Here is a 20,104-nt window from a genome sequence, read left to right on the forward strand (position 1 = left end):
GGGTTGGGACATGGACGGACGACGGTGGTGGGATGTCGCGTTCGCCGCGGGGTGCGTGATCGTCGGCGCGCTCGTGAGCGTCAGCGCGGCCGGGGCATCGGAACGGGTCGTCGGCGTCTGGATCGTGCTGGCGGCACTCTGCCTCGTGTACTACACGGTCGGGCGACGCACCCTGGAGCGACCGCAGGGCGGACTCTGGTTCGCGATCACCCTCATCGCGCTCACCGCCGTCGGGACGGCGTTCTCCCCGAACGTCCTGACCCTGCAGTGCCTCGTGTTCCCGCTGCTGTGGGTGCTGACACCGAACACCCGGAACGCGATCATCCTCAACATCGCGAGCGCCGCGACCCTCGCCGTCGGCTTCATCGTCGGGCTGGGCGCCACCCCCGACGTGATCCTGCAGGGGCTCGCGATCCAGAGCGTCTCACTCGTCTTCGCGCTGTCCCTCGGTCTCTGGATCACCCGGATCGCCGAGCTCGGCGACGAGAAGGCACGACTCCTGGTCAGTCTGCAGGCGGCCCAGGCCGAAACGGAACTGGCGAGCCGGGAAGCCGGAGCGGCCGCCGAACGGGAACGCATGGCGCGCGACATCCACGACACGATCGCGCAGAGCCTCACGAGCGTGGTGCTGCTCGCTCAACGGGCCCGCTCCGAGGTCGGCGCGACCGTCGCAGGCACGCCGGACGCCTCCCCGCTGGACGGTCGCCCGGTCGCCGCCCTCGACAGCATCGACCTCATCGAGAGTACGGCGCGCGACGCCCTCCGCGAGGCGAGGTCCCTCGTGGCGACGACGGCGGCGATGCCCGCTGCCGACACGACCCTCGGCGACAGCCTCCGACGCTTGGGCGAGCGGTTCGCCCGCGAGACCGGCGTGGCCGTCGACATCGACGCCCCGTCCGAACGGTTCGAGCGGGCACCCGAGGTCGTGCTGCTCCGGAGCGCCCAGGAGGGGCTCGCGAACATCCGGAAGCACGCCGCCGCCAACCGCGTCGAGCTGGTGCTCAGCGTCGACGACGGCTGGGCCGAACTGCGCATCACCGACGACGGGGGCGGGATCGCGGACCCGGAACGCGCGCTCCTCGGGACCAGCCCGGGCGCGGGCTTCGGGCTGCACGGCATGCACGACCGGGTGACGCTGCTCGGTGGGACGGTGGAACTCACGAGTGCCGCCGGAGCGGGGACGACGGTTCGGGTGCGAGTGCCGGTGACGATCGAAGCGGGCCCTTCGACAAGCCCAGGGACCGGGATTCCGACAAGCTCAGGGACCAGACAGGACACACGATGACACGGATCAGGATCGTCGTCGCGGACGACCACCCCATCGTGCGATCGGGCATCGTCGCACTGCTCGGGCGCGCGGACGACCTCGAGGTCGTGGCCGAGGTGGCGGACGGCGCTGCGGCGGTCGCGGCGGCCGAGGAGCACCGGCCGGACCTCGTGCTCATGGACCTGCGCATGCCGGTCCTCGGCGGCGCGGAGGCGACAGCACGCATCGTGCAGCGCGTGCCAGGCGTCCGGGTGCTCGTCCTCACGACCTACGAGACCGACGACGACATCCTCGGCGCGATCGAGGCCGGAGCCGGAGGCTACCTGTTGAAGGCGGCGCCAGAGCAGGAGATCCTGGCCGGCATCCGTTCAGTGGTCGCCGGTCAGACGGTGCTCGCGCCCACGATCGCGGAGACGCTCGTCGGCCGCATGCAGGGTGGGGCACCGACCCGCCCGCAGCTCAGCGCCCGCGAGCTCGAGGTCCTCGCGCTCGTCGCCGCCGGAAACAGCAACCGCGCGATCGCGGCAGCGCTCTTCATCTCGGAGTCGACGGTGAAGACGCACCTGCTGCACGTCTTCGAGAAGCTCGAGGTGGCCGACCGGACCCGGGCCGTCACCCGCGCCCAGGAGCTCCGCCTGCTCTGAGCCGCACCGCACCGGCGCGAGCCACGGGGCGGGTCGGACGACTTCGACCTCGACCAGCTCGCGCTGCAAGGCCGACCGACGAAGGCCTCCGGCTCCGCGGCTCAGCTCGGCCAGTAGTAGGAGAACGCCCACTGCTTGTCGTAGGAACGCTGGTGGCATCCCGTGTAAATGCGAGCTCCGAGGCCCCGGTACTTGGCGGACATGGCCGAGCAGTCGGCCTTCACCGACCCGGTGATCTGGTACCAGACCTGCGGCGCGGCGCTCGCCGGCGCCGTTGCACCACCCACCACCAGTGCCGCGCCGAGGCCTACCGCGGCCAGGAACCTCGCCATTCGTCTGCGCATCAGATCCCCCGATCCTCCTTGCGGCGACCCCCTGTCGCCGCAGTGCAGCCACGCTAGCGCGCGGACACCACAGCCATCAACCACCGATTTCGCGAGCGGCGGGTGCGATCGATTCGCACCCGCCGTTCGCGACCGGTCGTCGGACTAGACCTGACCCCGGGGCTTCGGGGCGTCGGGTTGCGCCGCCGCGTAGGCGGACTGGCCGGTCGCTCCGGGTTCGCCCGCGGGGATCGGGACGAGATAGGCCGCGGTGCCGTACGCCGTCAGCTGCGTCCACGCCCCGCCGATGTCGGTGGTCTCGAGGCGCATGGCGAGGACCGCGTTGGCGCCGCGCTGTTCGGCGTCGGCGACCAAGCGCCGCATGACCTCCTGACGGGACTCGAACAGCAGCGCGGTCATCCCCGGGACTTCTCCGCCGCCGAGCGCGGAGAAGCCGATCGACATGGAGGAGCCCCAGTCGCGAGCGCGCACCGTGAGGCCGATGACCTCGCCGAGGACCGCGTCGATGCGGTGACCGGCGACGGTGTCCGTCGTCACGACGATCACGCGGTCGCCGCCGTTCCGGAGAGCCGCGACAGGGCGGCGAGCGAGAGGGCGGCGATGCCGGTGTCGAGCGTCGGGTGGATGAGCGGGGCGAACTTCGAGGAGTGGTTGCCCGGGAGGTCCTGCTCCATGCGCCCCGACGCGTAGGCTGCGGCGAAGGCCTGCGGGTCGGCGCCGCCGAGGATCCAGTAGACGATTGGCGCGTCTGCGGCCGTCGCCAGCATGCCGACGTCCTCGCTGCCCGTGACGAGACCGGGGTCGACGACGCGGTTGGCACCGAACGCGTCGGCGAACACCGCCGTCACCGCACCGGTCGCCGCGGGATCGTTCACGAGCACCGGGAAGGCCTCGGTGTGTTCGATCACCGGTTCCCGCTCGGCGCCCGACGCCGCGGCCTCGGCCCGGATGATGCGCTCCATGGAGCCGACGACGCGGTCGCGCACGTGCGGTTCGTAGCTGCGGATGTTCACGCCGATCTGTGCCGTGTCGGGGATGATGTTGTTCTTCGTGCCGGCGTGCATCGTGCCGACGGTGAGCACGGCGGTGTCGGTCCCGGCGACCTCGCGGGAAACGATGCTCTGGAGCCTGACGACCGCCGACGCCGCCATGACGATCGGGTCGATCGTCGACTGCGGGCGGGACCCGTGACCGCCGCGGCCGTGGAAGGTGACGCGGTAGGCGTCGGTCGCGGCGAACGACGGCCCGGCGTGCGTGCCGACGACACCGGCCGGCAGCGGACCGACGTGCTGGCCGAACACGATGTCGGGCTTCGGGACGCGTGCGTAGAGGTCGTCGTCGACCATCGCCTGCGCACCGCCGCCGGCCTCCTCGGCCGGCTGGAACAGGACGACGAGCGTCCCGGACCAGGTGTCGCGCCGTGCGGCGAGCAGTTCGGCGGCGCCCAGCAGGCAGGTGACGTGGACGTCGTGGCCGCAGGCGTGCATGACCGGGACGTCGTTGCCCTCCGGGTCGACCCCGCGTGCGACGCTGGCGTAGTCGAGGCCGGTCTCCTCCAAGACGGGCAGGCCGTCCATGTCGGCCCGCAGCAAGACCGTCGGACCTTCGCCGTTCTCCAGGACGCCGACGACGCCGGTGCCGCCGATCCCCGTCGCGACCCCGTACCCGAGGCCGGTGATGCGGTCCGCGACGAGGGCGGCGGTCCGGTGCTCCGCGAAGGAGAGCTCCGGATTGGCGTGGAGATCCTTGTAGACCGGGGCGAGAGACGCGGCGAGCGCCGCCGCCTCCTGCTGGACGAGTGCTGCGGTGGCGATGGGCTGGTCGGTCATGGGTCTCCTTCGAGCGTCGTCTCCACCCTACGGGGCGGGTCCGCCGTGCGGCAGGATCTGTCGAAACCCCGGCGAGACCTCAGCGCTGTGGAGCGGGGACCCGTGCCGTCGTCGCTCCGCGGTGGAACCGGACGCTGAACTGCTCGCACTCCGGATCGCGGCCGTCGAGCATGGCGATGATCGCACGGCCCGCGGCCGAACCCTTCTCGCGGGAGGGCTGCCACACCGTCGTGAGGTCGTAGTCGAGCCCCTCGACCCGGATGCCGTCGAACCCGACCACGCTGAGCTCCGCGGGGACGGCGATGCCGAGCTCCTCGGCTGCGCGGATGACGCCGGCGGCCAGGAGGTCGCTCTGCGCGGCGATCGCCGTCGGGCGTTCATCCGCGGGCACGTCGAGGATCGAGTGTCCGGCGACGCGTCCCTCTTCGAGCGATGACCCCGTGGTGACGAACCCCTGCGCGTCGGGGAAGACGTCGCGGAGGCCCTGCAGGCGCTCGATCGCCGGGACCGTCGTGGCGGATCGCTCCCACTCGGGCGTGAGCGGGCCGCGGCGTTCGGTCGGATCGAGGTTGAGGGTGACGACGGCGACGCGCTCGTGGCCGAGGTCGGCGAGGTGCTGGGCCTCCGCACGCACGCCGCCGCGGTTGTCGACGGCGATGTCGGGCACGCCGAGGGCTGCGAGGCCCTCGATCGACACGATCGGCATCCCCCGTCGACTGAGGATCGCGACCGAGCTGTCGAGGTTGGGGCTGCAGCCGATGAGGACGACGCCGTCCATCGGCGCGTTGCTCAACTGCAGTGTGCCTTCCTGCGCGTCGTTCAGCAGGAGGAGTCCCGCGCCGACCGCACCGAGCTCGTCGGCGAGTCCGTCGAGGGTCTGGACCATCACGGGGTCGCGGAAGGAGTGCCCGATCCGGCCTGCGACGACGGCTCCCACGATGCCGCTGCGTCCCTGACGGAGGGAGCGGGCCCGGGGGTCGGGTCCGGCGTAGTCGAGGTCGGCGGCAGCCTGCAGCACGCGCTGCTTGGTCGCTTCGGACACGGGTCCGGCGCCGCTGAACGCGAGCGAGGCGGTCGATGGTGACACCCCCGCGCGCTCGGCGACATCGGCGAGCGTCGGTCGCGAGGGGCGTGATTCCTGGTCCACGGTCTGCTAGCTTAGTCGACGGAATCGAATCGATTCGATAGCCTCCCGATCCACGGGCTTCACCACCCGTTCCACACGGCGCCCAGGCGCACCAGCACCGAACCCGAGGACCACGTGTCAGAGCCGACCAACCCGCACACCGCCCCCGTCGCCCTGCGACCACGCCGCGAACTGCTCGCCTGGCGGAACGCGATCTTCGTGGTCTTCGCCCTCAGCGGCCTCAGCATCGCGACGTGGGTGGCCCGCATCCCCGCCATCCGCGACAACCTCGGACTCACCACCGGCACCGTCGGGCTGCTCATCCTGGGCATGTCGATCGGATCGGTCGTCGGGCTCGTCGCCTCCCAGCACCTCCTCGCACGACTCGGACCGCGGCGAGGCATGCAGCTGGTGCTCGGGCTCGTCGCGACCGGACTCCTCCTCATCGGCGTCGGCGCGAGCCTCGTACCGCTCGCTGGGATCGTGCTGGTCGGGCTCATCGTCTTCGGCTTCGGAAACGGAGCCCTCGACGTGATGATGAACGTCGAGGGAGCCGCAGCCGAACAGGAACTCGGCAAGACGGTGATGCCGCTGATGCACGCGTGCTTCAGCTTCGGCACGGTCGCCGGAGCGGGGCTCGGCGCTCTGGCCTCGGCGATCGGCCTCGAGGTGTTCTGGCACGCGCTCATCATGGCGGTCGCCATCACCGTCGCGACCGTCGTCGCCGTACGCTTCGTCCCGGTCCAGCAGGACGTGGCCGCCGAGGCCGACGACGCACCGAAGACGCCGTGGCAGGAGCGTCTCCGCGAGAGCCTCTCGGTCTGGGCGGACGGCCGGCTCATCCTCATCGGCGTCATCATCCTCGGTATGGCGTTCGCCGAGGGCAGTGCCAACGACTGGCTCGCTTTGGCCGTCGTCGACGGCCACGGGCAGAGCAACACGACCGGCGCGCTCGTCTACGGGGTCTTCGTCACCGCGATGACCGTCGGTCGCATCGTCGGCGGGCCCCTCATCGACCGGTTCGGACGGGTGCCGGTGCTCCGGGTGTCGGCTGGAGCCGCGATCGCCGGGCTCGTCCTGTTCATCCTCACGCCGGTGACCGGACTGATGATCCTCGGCACCGTGCTCTGGGGACTCGGCGCCTCGCTCGGGTTCCCGGTGGGCATGTCAGCCGCGGCCGACGACTCCAAGCGCGCTGCGGCACGGGTGAGTGCCGTCGCGATGATCGGCTACTGCGCGTTCCTCGTCGGTCCGCCGCTCATCGGCATCCTCGGCGACGCCATCGGCCTGCTGAACGCCCTGTTCGTCGTGCTCGTACTCATCGTGTTCGCCGGCCTTGCCTCTCCGGCCGCCCGCGAGAGCAGCCGCGGCAAGCGCTGAGCCCCGTTCGTTCGCCCATATTCGGGCGATTCAGGGTTCCGTCGCCCGAACATGGGCGAATGGACGTGCTGCGGTGTCGCGGTAGGCTCGTCGTCGTGCGTTTGGTGATTGCGGAGTGCTCGGTCGACTATGCCGGACGGTTGTCGGCTCACTTGCCGCTCGCCAAGCGGCTCCTCATGGTGAAGAACGACGGCAGCCTGCTCGTCCACTCCGACGGCGGCTCCTACAAGCCGCTGAACTGGATGAGCCCGCCCTGCGTGCTCACGACGGTCGAGCCCGACGAGACGCAGGCCGCGGCCGGGATCACCGAGCTGTGGAAGGTCACGCACAAGAAGACCGGCGACGCCCTCATCGTGTCGATCCACGAGGTCCACCACGACAGCGCGCACGAACTCGGCGTCGATCCGGGCCTCCAGAAGGACGGCGTCGAAGCGCACCTGCAGAAGCTCCTCGCGGAGCAGATCGAGCTCCTCGGCGACGGCTACCGACTCATCCGCCGCGAGTACATGACCGCGATCGGCCCGGTCGACATCCTCGCCACCGACGCGACCGGGGCGTCCGTGGCGGTCGAGCTGAAGCGCCGCGGCGACATCGACGGCGTCGAGCAGCTCACCCGCTACCTCGAACTCATGAACCGCGACCCGCTCCTCGCTCCCGTGCAGGGCGTGTTCGCCGCACAGGAGATCAAGCCGCAGGCGCGCACCCTCGCCCAGGACCGCGGGATCCGCTGCGTCGTCCTCGACTACGACGCGATGCGCGGCCTCGACGACAGCGACTCCCGCCTCTTCTGAGGTCGACTGAGTCCCTTTCTCAGGAGTTCTCCGGCGCGCCGGCTCCACCAGGCACCGACACGCCCGGACACTCCTGAGAAAGGCACCACCTACCGCTCAGTGACCTTGCTCAGGAGTCCTCCGGCGCGCCGGCTTCACCGGGCACCGACACGCCCGGACACTCCTGAGAAAGGCACTGGACCGACGGTCGCGACTCGGGCTAGACGAACAGCCAGATGAGGGCGACCATCCCGAAGCCGACGACCGAGAGGATCGTCTCGAGCACGGTCCAGGTCGCGAGCGTCTGCTTCACCGACATGTTGAAGTACTTCGCGATGATCCAGAACCCACCGTCGTTGACGTGCGAGAGCGTGATCGAACCCGCGGCGATCGCGATGCCGATGAGCGCCAGCTGCGGCTGCGAGTAGTCACCCGCGAGCACGACCGGCTGCAGGATCCCCGCCGTGATCACGATGGCCGCGGTCGCCGAGCCCTGCGCGATGCGGAGGCCGGAACTGATGAGGTACGCGGACACGATGATCGGCAGGCCGAGCGAACCGAGCACCTCGGCCAACGCCGCGCCCACCCCCGTCGCCGAGATGACGGCGCCGAAGAACGCACCCGCACCGACGACGAGCAGGATCATGCCGATCGGTCGGAGCGACTGGCCGGAGAGCTCACCCAGTTCGGCGAGCGTCATGCCGCGCCGCACCCCGAGCACGTAGTACGCGAGGCAGACGGCGATCGTGAGCGCGACCGCCGGGTTGCCGATGAGCGTCAACGCTTCGAGGACGGGTCCGTTCGGCAAGGCGAGGGCACCGAAGGTGGCGGCGAGGATCAGCAGGATCGGCGTGATGATGATGAGACCGACGCTCCAGAGCGAGACGTCCTTGCGCTCGGGGGCGTCGTCCTCGGGCTCCAGGACGTACTCCTCGGGAACCGAGACCATGACGCGCTTCCCGATCCAGAGCGGCCAGGCGATACCCGACGCGATGAAGGCGGGGATGCCGCAGAGGAAGCCCATGAGGATGAGCCAGCCGAGCCCGACCTCGAAGGTACCGGCGAGCGCCGTCGGGCCCGGGTGCGGCGGCAGGAACGCGTGCGTCATCGAGAGGCCGGCGAGCATCGGGAGCGCGTAGAGCACGAGCGACTTCCCGCCGCGACGCGCGGTGATGTAGACGAGGGGCGCGAGGACGAAGATGCCGACGTCGAAGAACACGGGGATGCCGAAGATGAGACCGGTGAGCCCCATCGCGATCGGAGCACCGCGTTCCCCGAAGCGACCGAGCAGCTTCCGGATGAGGACGTCAGCACCACCGGAGCGCTCCAGGATCGCGCCGAGCACGGTGCCGAGACCGATGATGATCGTGATGTGCCCGAGGATCCCGCCGAAGCCGGTCTCGAGGAGCGACGCCCCCGGCTTGATCTGCTCGTCGTCGAAGGGGTCCGGCACGGCCACGCCGACGATCTGGTAGATGCTCGTCCCGGTCGCGAGAGCCAGGCCGATGCCGACGATGAAGAGCGAGATGAACGGTTCGAGCTTGACCCGGATGATGAGGAACAGCAGCACCGCGATGGCGACGGCACACAGGATGAGCAGGCCGGGCGTGGTCTGCTGCAACCAGCCGATGGGGTCGCTCGGTGCTGGAGCGGCGGCCGCGACGCTGCGCGCGAGGGCGTTGATGGGCATGGGAGACCTTCTGGATCGGTGGGAGGCGGGGGAAGCGGTCAGGCCGGGCGGCGGATCGAGCGGCCGGGGACGGCGTCGGTGCGTCGACCGTCGGCGATGACGGCGGCACCGTTCACGAACACCCACGGGATGCCGGCGGCCTGCTGCCGGGGCTCGGCGAACGTCGCGCGGTCGGCGATGGTCGTTGGGTCGAACAGGACGAGGTCGGCCGCGGCTCCGACGCGGAGCACGCCGCGGTCGCTGAGGCCGAGGCGCGCAGCCGGCCGCGAGGTGAGGTGGGCGACGGCGTCTTCCAGCCCGAGCACCCCCTCCTCGCGGACGTAGTGGCCGAGGTAGCGCGGGAAGGTGCCCCAGGCGCGCGGGTGTGGCTTCGCGCCGATCAGGATCCCGTCGCTCCCGCCCGTGTGGGCCGGGTGCACCATCATCGTGCGCACGTTGGCCTCGTCGCCGACGTGCTGGAGGATGCCGGTCGCGAGCCGGTCGGTTTCGAGCAGCGCGAAGAACAGGGCCGTCGGGTCACCCGACCATGCGTGTCCCGCTTCCTCGGCGGCGATGTCGGCGACGGTCCGTCCGACGAAGCCGGCGAGCTCGGGGTTCGCGACGCCGGAGATCTCGATCGTGGCCCAGTCGGTGACGACACCGTGACAGCCGTCGGTGCCGAGCACCTCGAGCTCGTATCGGATCCGCGCCCGGACGTCGTCGTCGCCCAGACGCTCGATCGTCGCGTCCGGCCCGCCGACCGCCGACCAGCTCGGCAGCAACGCCGACAGGGTCGTCGAACCCGGCAGGTACGGATAGGTGTCGAGCGTGATGTCGACGCCGTCCGCGATGGCGGCGTCGATGAGGGCCACGAGTTCGGCGGCCCGGCCGGCGTTGACGCCGAAGTTCATCGTCGCGTGCGTGAGGTGCAGCGCACAGCCGGAACGACGACTGATGTCGATCATCTCCGCGTACGCCTCGAGTGCACCCTTGCCGTACGAGCGCTGATGCGGTGCGTAGAAGCCGCCGTGCTCCGCGACGGTGCGGCACAGCGCGACGAGTTCCTCGGTGTCGGCGAACATGCCGGGCACGTAGGTGAGGCCGGAGGACATCCCGACCGCGCCCTCCCGCATGCCGGCGGCGACGAGCTCCTGCATCCGAGCGATCTCGTCGGCGGTCGCAGACCGGTTCTCGGTGCCGACCACGAGCATCCGGACGGAGCCCTGCGGCACCAGGTAGGCGACGTTCAGCGCGGCCCCGCGGTCGACCCGGTCGAGGTACTCGCCGACGGTCCGCCACGCGAAGTCGACGTCGTCGGGTTGCCCGTTCCAGCCGGCGATCTGCTGCCGGACGATGGCCATCGTGCGGTCGTCCGTCGGGGCGTAGGAGAGCCCGTCCTGTCCGAGGACCTCCGTGGTGACGCCCTGCGAGACCTTGGCGAGGTGCTCGTGGTCGCGGAGGACCGCGAGGTCGGAGTGTGCGTGCATGTCGATGAAGCCGGGCGACGCGACGAGGCCGTCAGCATCGATGATCAGGGCGTCAGCAGGCGCGTCGGCCTCGGCGGACGCCCCGATCGCGACGATGCGGCCCTCGTCGATGCGGAGCGACCCGTGCACGCTCGGTCCGCCGGTGCCGTCGACGATGCGAGCGCCGCGGATGACCACCGCGCGCGCATCGTCCGTCGGTCGCGACGTCACGGCAGGAGGGCCGCCGCGGTGAAGGCGGTCGCACGCTCGGTGACCCCGGCCCAATCGGCCGCGGCGACGTCGGCCGCACCGACCACGCTCGAACCCGCGGTCACGGCGGCTGCGCCGGCCTGGATGTACTCGCGGGCGTTGCCGGCGTGCAGTCCGCCCGACGGCACGAGCCGGAGACCCGGGAACGGACCCTTGAGGTCTTTGAGGAAGCCGGACCCCATGGCGGCGGCCGGGAAGATCTTCACCGCGTGGGAACCGAGCGACGCGGCGCGCATGACCTCGCTCGGCGTCATCGCACCGAGCAGGAACGGGATGCCGGCGGCGGTGGCGACCTCGGCCACCTCCTCGCTCAGACCGGGTGTGACCAGGAACTGCGCTCCGCTGTCGATGGCGCGCTGGGCGGTGTCGCGGTCCACGACCGTCCCCGCGCCGATCACGGCCCCGTGGTCGCCGATCGCGTCGGCCGCGCCACGGATCAGGGCTTCGACGCCCGGCGTCGTGAAGGTGAACTCCACACTGCGGATCCCGCCCGCGGCGAGCGCCCGGCAGAGTTCGACCGGGTCGGGGATGACGGGCACGCGGACGACGGCGATGGCGCGGTCGGCGTACAGGGCGTCGAGGGCGTGCGGCGTGGTGGGAGGGGTCTCGAGCGTCATGCGGGGCTCCTGTTCGGTTCGGCTCAGCCGAAGGTGGTGGTGACGGCGTCGACGGCGCTCGGTTCGGCGAGACGGACGTCGTCGATGACCACGAGGGCACGCCACTTGTCGAAGGTGGTGCACGGGTGGGAGAGGCCCAGGCGGATGACGTCACCGACCTCGACGTCGCTGCCGGGCGGCAGGGAGACGAAGGTGTGCTGGTCGTTCATGGCCGTGGTCGTCGCGCCCGAGAGCGGTTCGACGGTGGCGGATCCGGCGCGGCGGACGCCCTGCACCTCGGGGAGCCCTTCGTCGAAGGGGAAGTCGCGCTTCCCGCCGTCGACGAGCGCCAGGCCGGGTTCGGGGCGGGAGACGATCGTCGCCCAGCCGTGGATCGCGGAGCGGAAGTCGCCGGTACCCTCGTGGCGGCCCAGCGGCGTGATCCCCCGGTAGAAGCCGTCGTCGTGGGTGACATACGCGCCGGAGCGCAGCAGCACGTCGACGGCGCGTCCGCGAGCACCGTCGAGGTCGCGCAGTTCCGCGAGGACCTCGGCGACCACGTCGAAGTAGGCACTGCCCCCGGCGGTCACGATGAGGGTCTCGACGCGATCGTCGTAGCGGCCGTCGGCGAGGAGCCCGGTGTGCAGCTCGGCGAGGGAGGTCAGGTAATCACGCACGATCTGCAGCGAACCGTCGTCGCCGTGGTGCGCGAGGGCCCCCTCGTAGCCGCTGACGCCGGCGAGCGCGAGCTCGGGCGAGGCGACGACGGCCTCGGCGATCTCGAGCGCGGTGGCGTAGTCCCGGGCTCCGGTGCGGCCACCCGGCGCACCGAGTTCCACGAGCACGTGGAGCGGGCGACGCAGTGGCTGCTCGGCGAGCACGCGCGACATGATCTGCACGGCGCGGACGGAGTCGGCCCACACGACGATCTCGGCGTCGCCGCGGTCGAGGGCCCGCCCGACGGCGCGCAGGTGTTCGGGCTGTACGAGGGCGTTGGCCAGCATGATGTGCGGAATCGACCAGTCGAGCGCGACGGAGAGCTGCCACGGGGTCGCGACGGTGATGCCCCAGGCACCCGCGTCGAGCTGACGCTGCCATAGGGCCCGGTTCATCGTGGTCTTGCCGTGCGGCGCGAGGCCCACCCCGGCGCGGTCGCACCACTGGCGCATGGTCTCGACGTTGTCGGTGACCGCCGAGCGGTCGAGCGTGACGAGCGGCGTGGTGAAGTCGGCGAGCGCCGGTCGACCGGCGAGGAACGTGGCGGCGTCGGTCCCGACGGACGCCGGTGGGAAGCCCTTGAGGCTGCCGTCGAGCACGCCCAGCGCACCGGCATCGAAGTCGTCCGTCATGGTCTCCTCGTTTCGCGATCGAGCGCTGCACCCACCGACACCGTGAGCGTCAGACGTTGCGCATCTTGCAACGTACATTGCACTCAGCGCTACATCTGTTCTAGCATTGCATCCACAGGCCGTCAACCGGACCCGGCCGAGACGCGAGGGGAACCGTGATGACGACGTCACCGTCCACCGTGAGCACGATCGGCGAAGCGATGGTCGTCCTCCTGCCCGAGGGGCAGCTCCCGGTCGCCGAAGCCCGCGAATACCGGACGGGCGTCGGCGGTGCCGAGTTCAACGTCGCCTCCAGCCTCGCGCGCCTGGGCGTCCCCACCCACTGGATCTCTCGCCTCGGCGACGACGGGTTCGGTGACTACATCCTCGAGACGGCCCGGCACGACGGTGTCCTCACCGACGCCGTCGAGCGTGACGACCACCGGCCCACCGGCCTCTACGTCAAGGAGACGGTCGTGAGCGCCGACGGCGACCGTCGGCCGCGGATGCATTACTACCGCAGCGAGTCCGCCGCGTCGCAGCTCGGCGCCGACACCCTTCGACACGAAGCGACCCGGGCGGCCATCACCGCCTCGGCCATCGTGCACACCTCCGGCATCACCCCGGCGCTGTCCGACTCGACCGCGCTGCTCGTGGGCGAGCTGGGCGACGCGCTCCCCCGAGACACCGTCCTGAGCGTCGACCTCAACTTCCGGCCGCGACTCTGGGAGCGTCGCTCGACCGCCCCGCTGCATCGCCTGCTCGACCAGGCGTCCGTCCTGTTCCTCGGCGTCGACGAAGCGGAGTTGTTCTTCGGCCACACGGACGCCACCCGCCTCTTCGCCGAGCTGCCGACCCTGCGGCGCATCGTGCTCAAGGACGAGGAGAACGCCGCGACCACCCTCCACCGCGGGTCCGAGGCGGGTGTCGACGTGCGGTCGTTGTCGGTCGACGTCGTCGAGACCGTCGGTGCGGGCGACGCGTTCGCCGCCGGCTACCTCGCCGGGCTGGCCTCGGGTCGCTCCGACACCGCCTGCACGCGGCTCGGCCACGCGGTAGCGGCGTCGACGCTCGTCTGCCACGGCGACCGCCCCGAGCTCGTGCCGGACGCCCAGGGTGTCAGCACCATCGTCGAGGCGACCGATGAGGAATGGGCGTCGTGGCGCGTCACCGCGGAGCGCCCACTGCCGTGGACCACCGTCGGCGCACACGGGATGATCGACGCATGAGCCAGTCCCTGTCCCGCGCGCTCGACCTCCTCCGCGAGATCGTCTCGGGCACCAACTCCCTCGACGCGCTCGCGGCGACGGCCGGTGTGCACAAGACCACGGTGCTGCGCCTGCTCAACACGCTCGAGGAGCACGGCTTCGTCACGCGCGACGCGTCGTTCCGGTACCACCTCGGGCGCGCGATGTTCGAGCTGACCCAGACCGCGCTCGACGAGCAGGACGTCCGCGGCGTCGCCGCTCCGCACATCCGGGCGCTGGGGGCGGCCACGGGCCAGACGGTGCACCTCGCCGCCTACGAGGGCGGCTCCGTCTTCTACATCGACAAGGTCGAGTCCCGTCAGCCCCTCCGCATGTATTCACGCGTCGGTCTGCCGGCCTCCCTGTACGCGACCGGCGTCGCGAAGGTCCTCCTCGGCGGACTCGACGAGGCGGAGCGTCGACGCGTCGTCACGGGCATCGTGTTCGAGCGGTACACCGACAAGACCATCACCGACGCCGACGCCCTGCTCGCCGAGATCGAGCGTTCGACCGAACGCGGATGGGCCGAGGACCACGAGGAGCACGAGAGCTTCATGAACTGCGTGGCCGCTCCGGTCTTCGGGCCCGACGGCCGGGTCACCGCGGCGGTGTCGATCTCGGTCCCGACGATGGTCCTCCCCCACAGCGGCGTCCGAGCCCTCCTGCCGCAGCTCCTCGCCACCACGACCGCGATCTCCGCCGAACTCGGCTACGCACCGCCGACGCCCGCAGAGGCACCCGTCACCTCCTGACCTCCCACCCATCCGGTCCCTGACCACCTACCCCGGTCCCTGAGCTTGTCGAAGGGCCACCAACCGAAGGACACACCCCATGACCGAACGCACCGCCATCTCCACCACCGACGCCCCGGCTCCCGCGCACACCTTCTCCCAGGGCGTCCGCAAGGGCAACTTCGTCCAGGTCTCCGGCCAGGGCCCCGTCGACCCCGCGACGAACGAGTACCTGTTCCCGGGCGACGTCGCCGCGCAGACCACCCGTACCCTGCAGAACGTCGAGGCCATCCTCGCGGCCGGCGGCGCGACCTTCGACGACGTCATGATGCTGCGCGTCTACCTCACCAAGCGCGAGGACTTCGCGATCATGAACGACGCCTACGGCGAGTTCGTCGGCTCGCGCGTCAAGGGTGGCGTCCTGCCCTCCCGCACCACGGTCTTCACGGGCCTCCCCCGCGAGGAGATGCTCGTCGAGATCGACGCCATCGCGATCGTCGACTGACGCACGTCCATTCGCCCGAGTTCGGGCGAAGGAGCGTTCGTTCGCCCATCTTCGGGCGAACGAACACGTCTCGCCGGAGGCTGGTAGCGTGGTGCGCGATAGCGCCTAGGGTTCCGGAGCGACAGCTCGACTGGTCCGAGCGGCGCCACGGTCGGCGGCCAGCCGAAGACCGTCATCTGACAGGACAAAAGCCCGGAGGACCCTGATCGTCGCGCCCGCGAGGATCGGAAGGGTCTCACGTGTCTCTGCTCGCCGTCACCATCGTCCTCGCCGCCGCGGTCTGCCACGCGGCGTGGAACATCGTCGCCCACGGCGTCAGCCGGATCGGCATGCCCTTCCTCTGGTGGGGGGCCGTGTCGAGCACCGTGTTGTGGGCGATCGTCGTGCCGTTCACCGGCGGGCTCGGTACGGACGACCTCACCGGCTTCGCCATCGGCGTCGTGGTCTCCGCCGTGCTGCACTACGTCTACATGCTCGTGCTGCAACGCGGCTACGCCAGCGGACGCCTCTCCACCGTCTACGCCACGGCGCGCGGCACCGGCCCGACGATCAGCGTGATCATCGCCATCCTCATCCTCGGTGAACGCCCGTCACTGCTCGCGCTCCTCGGTGTCGCGGCGATCGTGGTCGGCGTCGTCGCGATCGGGTTCGTCGATCGTGGGAGCGACCCTGCACCGGTCGCCGTCGACGTACGCGCCACGCGACGACGCATCGATCCGGCGGTCGCCTTCGGACTCCTCACCGGGGTCGCGATCGCGGCCTACACGATCTGGGACGCGCACGCCGTCCGCACGTGGGGCGCCTCGCCCGTCGCGTACATGGTCGGCTGCACCGCGGTCGAGGTCGTGCTGTTCTCCGGTTCGCTCGGTCGCCGGGCGCGCGAGCTTCCGGCGGTCCTGCGCGCCCACTGGCCACGCATCCTCGCCTTCGGGGTGCTCTCGCCGATGTCGTACATCCTCGTGCTCGTCGCCATCACCATGGCACCGGTCGCGCTCGTCGCACCGATGCGCGAGGTGAGCGTCATCCTCGTCAGCCTGTTCGGTGCACTCGTGCTCCGCGAGGGCCGACCCGTGCGCCGGATCGCCGCGGCGACCGTCGTCGTGATCGGCGTCGCCCTCCTCGCGGGCTGACCAGCGGACTCCCGGACGCCGGCACTGACCACCGCGACGCCCGCGTCAGGTGACCTTCACCGAGCGCCACGTGCCCTGGTCGTTCACCCACAGCAGGCCGTTGCCGACGAGGAGGTCGCCCGACACTCCGCCGGCCGGGCGTGCCGTACCCATGTGCCTGGTCGTGACATAGCTCGTCGCCGGCTGTGCATTGATGTGCCGAGTGCCGGACACCTGGAGTCGATTGGACGCGATGACCGAGGGCCCGGACGAACCGAATGTGTCGATGCCGGTGGCGCAGGCCTGGACCGTGTTCCCCGCGATGGTGACACCCGCCGAGGAATTGGTGACGGCCAAGGCCACCCTGAAGCCCTCCACCCGGTTGCCGGTGACGTGCACCGTCCCTTCACCCTCGTGTCGGACTCCATACCCGCTCTCCTCCCCTGGTCCGAGGAGGGAGTTGTCTGCGATGAGGAGATTCGCACTGAGGTACGAGACGATGCCACCCCGAGCATCCCACGGCGCGGACACCGTGAACCGGTTGCCGACGACGACCGGACGGAGGGCACGTTGCAGCACCAACCCGCTGGGGCAGCTTCCGCCGGCGATCTGGACGATGTTGGCGCTCACGACGGTGTCGACCGATCCGACGAAGGTCTCCGATTCGTCCTCAGGCATCACCGCGTCCTGCAATCGGATGGCGGCGGAGGCCACCCCTCTGATCTCGATGACGTTGCCGTCGACGACCGTGGAGGAAGCGCTGCGGTAGACCACGATCGGCCCCCGACTCGGCCCCCAGGCCTTCCCCTGGTCATCCTCCTCCGCTCGCGTCCATCGGATCGTATTGTCGGAGATGGTCACCGATCTGGTGTCGATCGCCGCGATTCCCCACCACGTGTTGTCGGAGATGGTGTTCCCGGACACCGTGCCGTGCATCGCCGCCTCCAGCACGATGCCCCGACGGAACGGGCCGGTCACGACGTTGCCGGTGATGGCAAACATCGAGTCGAGGTACTCGCCGGGATCGTTCGCGTACGTCGCGAGGGATTCCGCGTGTATGCCGATGCGCGCATCCGTTCCAGAGAGCGCGGAGACGACGTTGTCGGCGACGACGGCACGCGCACCCCAGATCGTGATGCCGTCGCCGCGATCCTCGCCGTGCCTCGACGTCGAACCACGTCCGCCACCGGCCCCGACGACGTCCACGATCCGGCAGTTGGTAACGATGGTCCCCTCGAATTCCCCGGAGGGTTCGTTGATCACACCGTTCTGAAACCCCACGATGCGCACACCGTCCACCGTCACCTCGCTGGCAGCGATGTCGACGCCGATGTTGCGTTTCCCCGAGGCGGACCCGAGATGATCCGGGTTGCTGAGCACCACCTCGCGAACCGCGACGCCCTCGGCGGTTACACGCAATGCTGGAGCCTGCTCGATGCCTGCCGTCCAACGGAGTTCACCGGTGCCGCGAAGGGTGATCCGGCGGTCGATCAGGAGCGTTGCGTCGAAAGCGAGGACCGCTCCGCTGGGGACCACCACCAGGCACCCCTCCGGGGCCGCCGAGAGCAGCGCTTGCACGGCCTCCGTGGAGGGCGTTGTGCCACTCGGGTCGATACCCGGTCCGGCCAACACGATGGTGCTGTTGTCGGCTGCTCGAGGGTCTAGAGTCGCGTCGGGATCGGCGACAGGGGGCTGAGCGTCTAGTGCCAGGGGAGGCGACCCCGGATCGGGCTCAGGGTTCGGATCGGGCGTCGGCGTGGGCTCCGCTTCCGGAGGCGCAGGTTGCGCGTCGCTGCTCATGGCTGTCCCCTGACCTTCGTATCCTGGGCGATCGACCGACTGCCACGAGAATATTAATATATCAGTAGGACGGTAGCGCCCGGTGCCACCGATCCAGTCAGGTGACCTTCACCGAGCGCCATGTGCCCTGATCGTTCACCCACAGCAGGCCGTTGCCCACCAGCAGGTCGCCGGACCCGCCACCGGCCGGGCGCGCCGTACCCATGTGCCTGGTCGTGACGTAGCTCGTCGCCGGCTGTGCATTGATGTGTGCGGTACCGGAGACCGAGAGACGGTTGGCCGCGACCATGGAGCGGCCGGTGGAGCCATAGGTGTCGATCCCGGTCGCGCACGCCAGAACCGTGTTGCCGACGATGGTCACCCCGCCCGTCGAATTGGTGACGGCGAGCCCGATCCGGAACCCCTCCACCCGGTTGCCGGTGACCTGCACGGCTCCGGCACCCTGATGCTGCACCCCGTACCCGCTGGCCTCACCTGCACCGAGGAGCGAGTTGTCGGCGACGACCATGTCACTGCTGAGATACGAGACGACGCCTCCCGTGGTCCCGCTCGGCGTGGTCACGCTGAGCCGGTTGCCGACGACGAGCGGCCGGATCGCGCGTTGCAGCACCACCCCACTCGGACACGTGCCGCCGGCGAGCCGGATGACGTTGTCGGTGATCACCGTGTCGGTCGAACCGACGGGCGTCGTGGTGTCGCCCGAGGGCATGGTCGCGTCCTGCAGGCGGATGGCAGCGGAGGCGACGCCGCGGATCTCCAGCATGTTGCCGTCCACCACCGTGGCCTCCGCGCTGCGGTAGACCATGATCGGCCCGCGCGACGGACCCCAGACCGACCCCTGGTCGTCCTCAGCCGCCCGCGTCCAGCGCACCGTGTTGTTCGAGATCCCGGTCGAGCGCGTGTCGATCGCGGCGATGCCCCACCAGGTGCTCCCGGTGACGGTGTTCCCCGACACGGTGGCGTGCGACACCGCCTCCGACGCGATGCCGCGGCGGAACGGACCACTGACGACGTTGTCGTTAATCGAGAACATCGCGTCGGGGTAGAGCCCCGGGTCGACCTCGTAGTCCGACAGGCCTTCCGCGTGGATGCCGATCCGCGCGTCCGTGCCGGCGAGCGCGTTCACGACGTTGCTGGACACGAGCGCACGAGCACCCCAGATGGTGATGCCGTCGCCGCGGTCCTCGCCGGCCCTCGAGGTCGAACCTCGGCCACCGCCCACGCCCACGATGTCGACGATGTGGCAGTTCGTGACGATGACGCCCTCGAACTCGCCGGTGGGCTCGTTCACCACGCCGTTCTGGAAGCCGACGATCCGCACCCCGTCGACGATGACGTCGCTCGTCCGGATGTCGATGCCGATGTTGCGCGCACCCGTGGCGGAACCGAGGTGGTTCGGGTTCGTCAGGCGCACCTCCCGCACGGTCGACCCCGGAGCGGTGATGCGGATCGCTGGCGCGTTCGCGATGCCGGCCGTCCACCGCAGCTCGCCGCTCCCCCGCAGTGCCAGCCGACGGTCGAGCAGGAGGGTCGCGTCGAGCGCGATGACGGCGCCGCCCGGCACGATGATCGTGCTGCCGTCCGGCGCCGCCGACAACAGCGCCTGGGCCGCGGTCGTCGACACGGTCGCGCCGGTCGGATCGATGCCGTCACCGGCCAGGACGATCGTGCCGTCGTCCCTCGCCTGCGTCGAGGGGGCTGCCGGATCGGCCTCGGCGGGAGTCTCGGGGGCGTCGGGTGCCGGGCTGGGTGGGGTCGAGGCGGGAGGCTCGGACGCCGGGTCTGGTGTCGGCGATGGGGCGGGGTCGGGCTGGACGTCCGGTGGCTGAGTGTCGTCACTCGTCATCTGTTCCCCCGAACCGTCGTGCGCGTCCTCGTACCGCACCACGGTAGCGTGCTGAAATTTTAAATACTAGAGGGGCTTGTGTGACGAGGGTGTGACGCGAGCGCGCCCCTGCGACGTGAGCGCGGGCCTCCGGAGGGGCGCACTCACGCCACAGGGGCGCGGTCGGGTCAGCGCACC

At 70.4% G+C, this 20,104-nt stretch carries 18 protein-coding genes; 8 read left to right on the top strand and 10 right to left on the bottom strand.

Annotation, left to right across the window (positions count from 1 at the left end; all coding sequences use genetic code 11):
- Window positions 1-10: 10 nt before the first annotated feature.
- On the top strand, window positions 11-1,285 hold the full coding sequence (locus tag QRN44_RS07780; RefSeq protein WP_285038765.1) for a sensor histidine kinase: 1,275 nt from the start codon (window positions 11-13) through the stop codon (window positions 1,283-1,285).
- Window positions 1,282-1,911 carry a response regulator gene (locus QRN44_RS07785; RefSeq protein WP_285038766.1) on the top strand — a complete coding sequence of 210 codons (630 nt, stop codon included), beginning with the start codon at window positions 1,282-1,284 and terminating at the stop codon, window positions 1,909-1,911. The genes QRN44_RS07780 and QRN44_RS07785 overlap by 4 nt, the downstream gene beginning before the upstream one ends.
- 101 nt (window positions 1,912-2,012) lie before the next feature.
- Here the strand turns inward: QRN44_RS07785 and QRN44_RS07790 are convergent, their stop codons facing one another.
- The 4 genes from QRN44_RS07790 to QRN44_RS07805 all read right to left on the bottom strand — a co-directional run bounded on the left by QRN44_RS07790 (window position 2,013) and on the right by QRN44_RS07805 (window position 5,231).
- Window positions 2,013-2,255, bottom strand: coding sequence for a hypothetical protein (locus QRN44_RS07790; RefSeq protein ID WP_139205426.1), 243 nt, complete (start codon window positions 2,253-2,255; stop codon window positions 2,013-2,015).
- A 144-nt stretch (window positions 2,256-2,399) separates the two neighbouring features.
- The gene (locus QRN44_RS07795) at window positions 2,400-2,792 is read right to left on the bottom strand and encodes a YbjQ family protein (RefSeq protein WP_314138173.1); all 393 of its coding nucleotides are present in this window, start codon (window positions 2,790-2,792) and stop codon (window positions 2,400-2,402) included.
- Window positions 2,793-2,797: 5 nt separating this feature from the next.
- A complete protein-coding gene (locus tag QRN44_RS07800) occupies window positions 2,798-4,084 on the bottom strand; it encodes an amidohydrolase (protein ID WP_121293000.1) in 1,287 nt (428 codons plus the stop codon).
- Between the two features lie 79 nt (window positions 4,085-4,163).
- Window positions 4,164-5,231, bottom strand: coding sequence for a LacI family DNA-binding transcriptional regulator (locus QRN44_RS07805; protein ID WP_285038767.1), 1,068 nt, complete (start codon window positions 5,229-5,231; stop codon window positions 4,164-4,166).
- Between the two features lie 114 nt (window positions 5,232-5,345).
- Between QRN44_RS07805 and QRN44_RS07810 the strand changes: the two genes are divergently transcribed.
- Both QRN44_RS07810 and nucS read left to right on the top strand, forming a co-directional pair.
- Entirely contained in the window at window positions 5,346-6,590 is a 1,245-nt protein-coding gene (locus QRN44_RS07810; RefSeq protein ID WP_285038768.1) for an MFS transporter, read from the top strand.
- A 95-nt stretch (window positions 6,591-6,685) separates the two neighbouring features.
- Window positions 6,686-7,381 (top strand): endonuclease NucS, encoded by a 696-nt coding sequence (gene nucS, locus QRN44_RS07815; protein WP_064294112.1) that lies wholly within the window; start codon window positions 6,686-6,688, stop codon window positions 7,379-7,381.
- Window positions 7,382-7,580: 199 nt separating this feature from the next.
- Here the strand turns inward: nucS and QRN44_RS07820 are convergent, their stop codons facing one another.
- Genes QRN44_RS07820 through QRN44_RS07835 form a run of 4 tightly spaced genes read right to left on the bottom strand, consistent with a single transcriptional unit; the run spans window position 7,581 to window position 12,710 of the window.
- Window positions 7,581-9,050 (bottom strand): GntP family permease, encoded by a 1,470-nt coding sequence (locus QRN44_RS07820; RefSeq protein ID WP_079000560.1) that lies wholly within the window; start codon window positions 9,048-9,050, stop codon window positions 7,581-7,583.
- 38 nt (window positions 9,051-9,088) lie between these two features.
- Entirely contained in the window at window positions 9,089-10,726 is a 1,638-nt protein-coding gene (locus tag QRN44_RS07825; protein WP_285038769.1) for an N-acyl-D-amino-acid deacylase family protein, read from the bottom strand.
- Complete coding sequence (locus QRN44_RS07830; RefSeq protein ID WP_285038770.1) at window positions 10,723-11,382, bottom strand: bifunctional 4-hydroxy-2-oxoglutarate aldolase/2-dehydro-3-deoxy-phosphogluconate aldolase; 660 nt, start codon at window positions 11,380-11,382, stop codon at window positions 10,723-10,725. Before QRN44_RS07830 ends, QRN44_RS07825 begins: the two co-directional genes overlap by 4 nt.
- A gap of 23 nt (window positions 11,383-11,405) precedes the next feature.
- Window positions 11,406-12,710: a type III PLP-dependent enzyme domain-containing protein gene (locus tag QRN44_RS07835; RefSeq protein WP_285038771.1), complete on the bottom strand. Its 1,305-nt coding sequence runs from the start codon at window positions 12,708-12,710 to the stop codon at window positions 11,406-11,408.
- A gap of 158 nt (window positions 12,711-12,868) precedes the next feature.
- On the opposite strand from QRN44_RS07835, the gene QRN44_RS07840 reads away from it, so the two are divergent.
- The 4 genes from QRN44_RS07840 to QRN44_RS07855 all read left to right on the top strand — a co-directional run bounded on the left by QRN44_RS07840 (window position 12,869) and on the right by QRN44_RS07855 (window position 16,302).
- A complete protein-coding gene (locus QRN44_RS07840) occupies window positions 12,869-13,918 on the top strand; it encodes a sugar kinase (protein ID WP_285038772.1) in 1,050 nt (349 codons plus the stop codon).
- Complete coding sequence (locus tag QRN44_RS07845) at window positions 13,915-14,688, top strand: IclR family transcriptional regulator (protein ID WP_121292989.1); 774 nt, start codon at window positions 13,915-13,917, stop codon at window positions 14,686-14,688. Before QRN44_RS07840 ends, QRN44_RS07845 begins: the two co-directional genes overlap by 4 nt.
- A 79-nt stretch (window positions 14,689-14,767) precedes the next feature.
- Entirely contained in the window at window positions 14,768-15,172 is a 405-nt protein-coding gene (locus QRN44_RS07850) for a RidA family protein (protein WP_064293914.1), read from the top strand.
- 239 nt (window positions 15,173-15,411) lie between these two features.
- Window positions 15,412-16,302: an EamA family transporter gene (locus QRN44_RS07855; protein WP_285038773.1), complete on the top strand. Its 891-nt coding sequence runs from the start codon at window positions 15,412-15,414 to the stop codon at window positions 16,300-16,302.
- 45 nt (window positions 16,303-16,347) lie between these two features.
- Here QRN44_RS07855 and QRN44_RS07860 read toward each other — a convergent pair whose 3' ends face one another.
- Entirely contained in the window at window positions 16,348-17,820 is a 1,473-nt protein-coding gene (locus QRN44_RS07860) for a NosD domain-containing protein (RefSeq protein WP_285038774.1), read from the bottom strand.
- 358 nt (window positions 17,821-18,178) lie between these two features.
- Window positions 18,179-19,927 (bottom strand): NosD domain-containing protein, encoded by a 1,749-nt coding sequence (locus QRN44_RS07865; RefSeq protein WP_285038775.1) that lies wholly within the window; start codon window positions 19,925-19,927, stop codon window positions 18,179-18,181.
- Between the last annotated feature and the right edge of the window lie 177 nt (window positions 19,928-20,104).

The organism is Plantibacter sp. lyk4-40-MEA-4 (genome assembly GCF_030209415.1).
GTDB lineage: Bacteria > Actinomycetota > Actinomycetes > Actinomycetales > Microbacteriaceae > Plantibacter > Plantibacter flavus_A.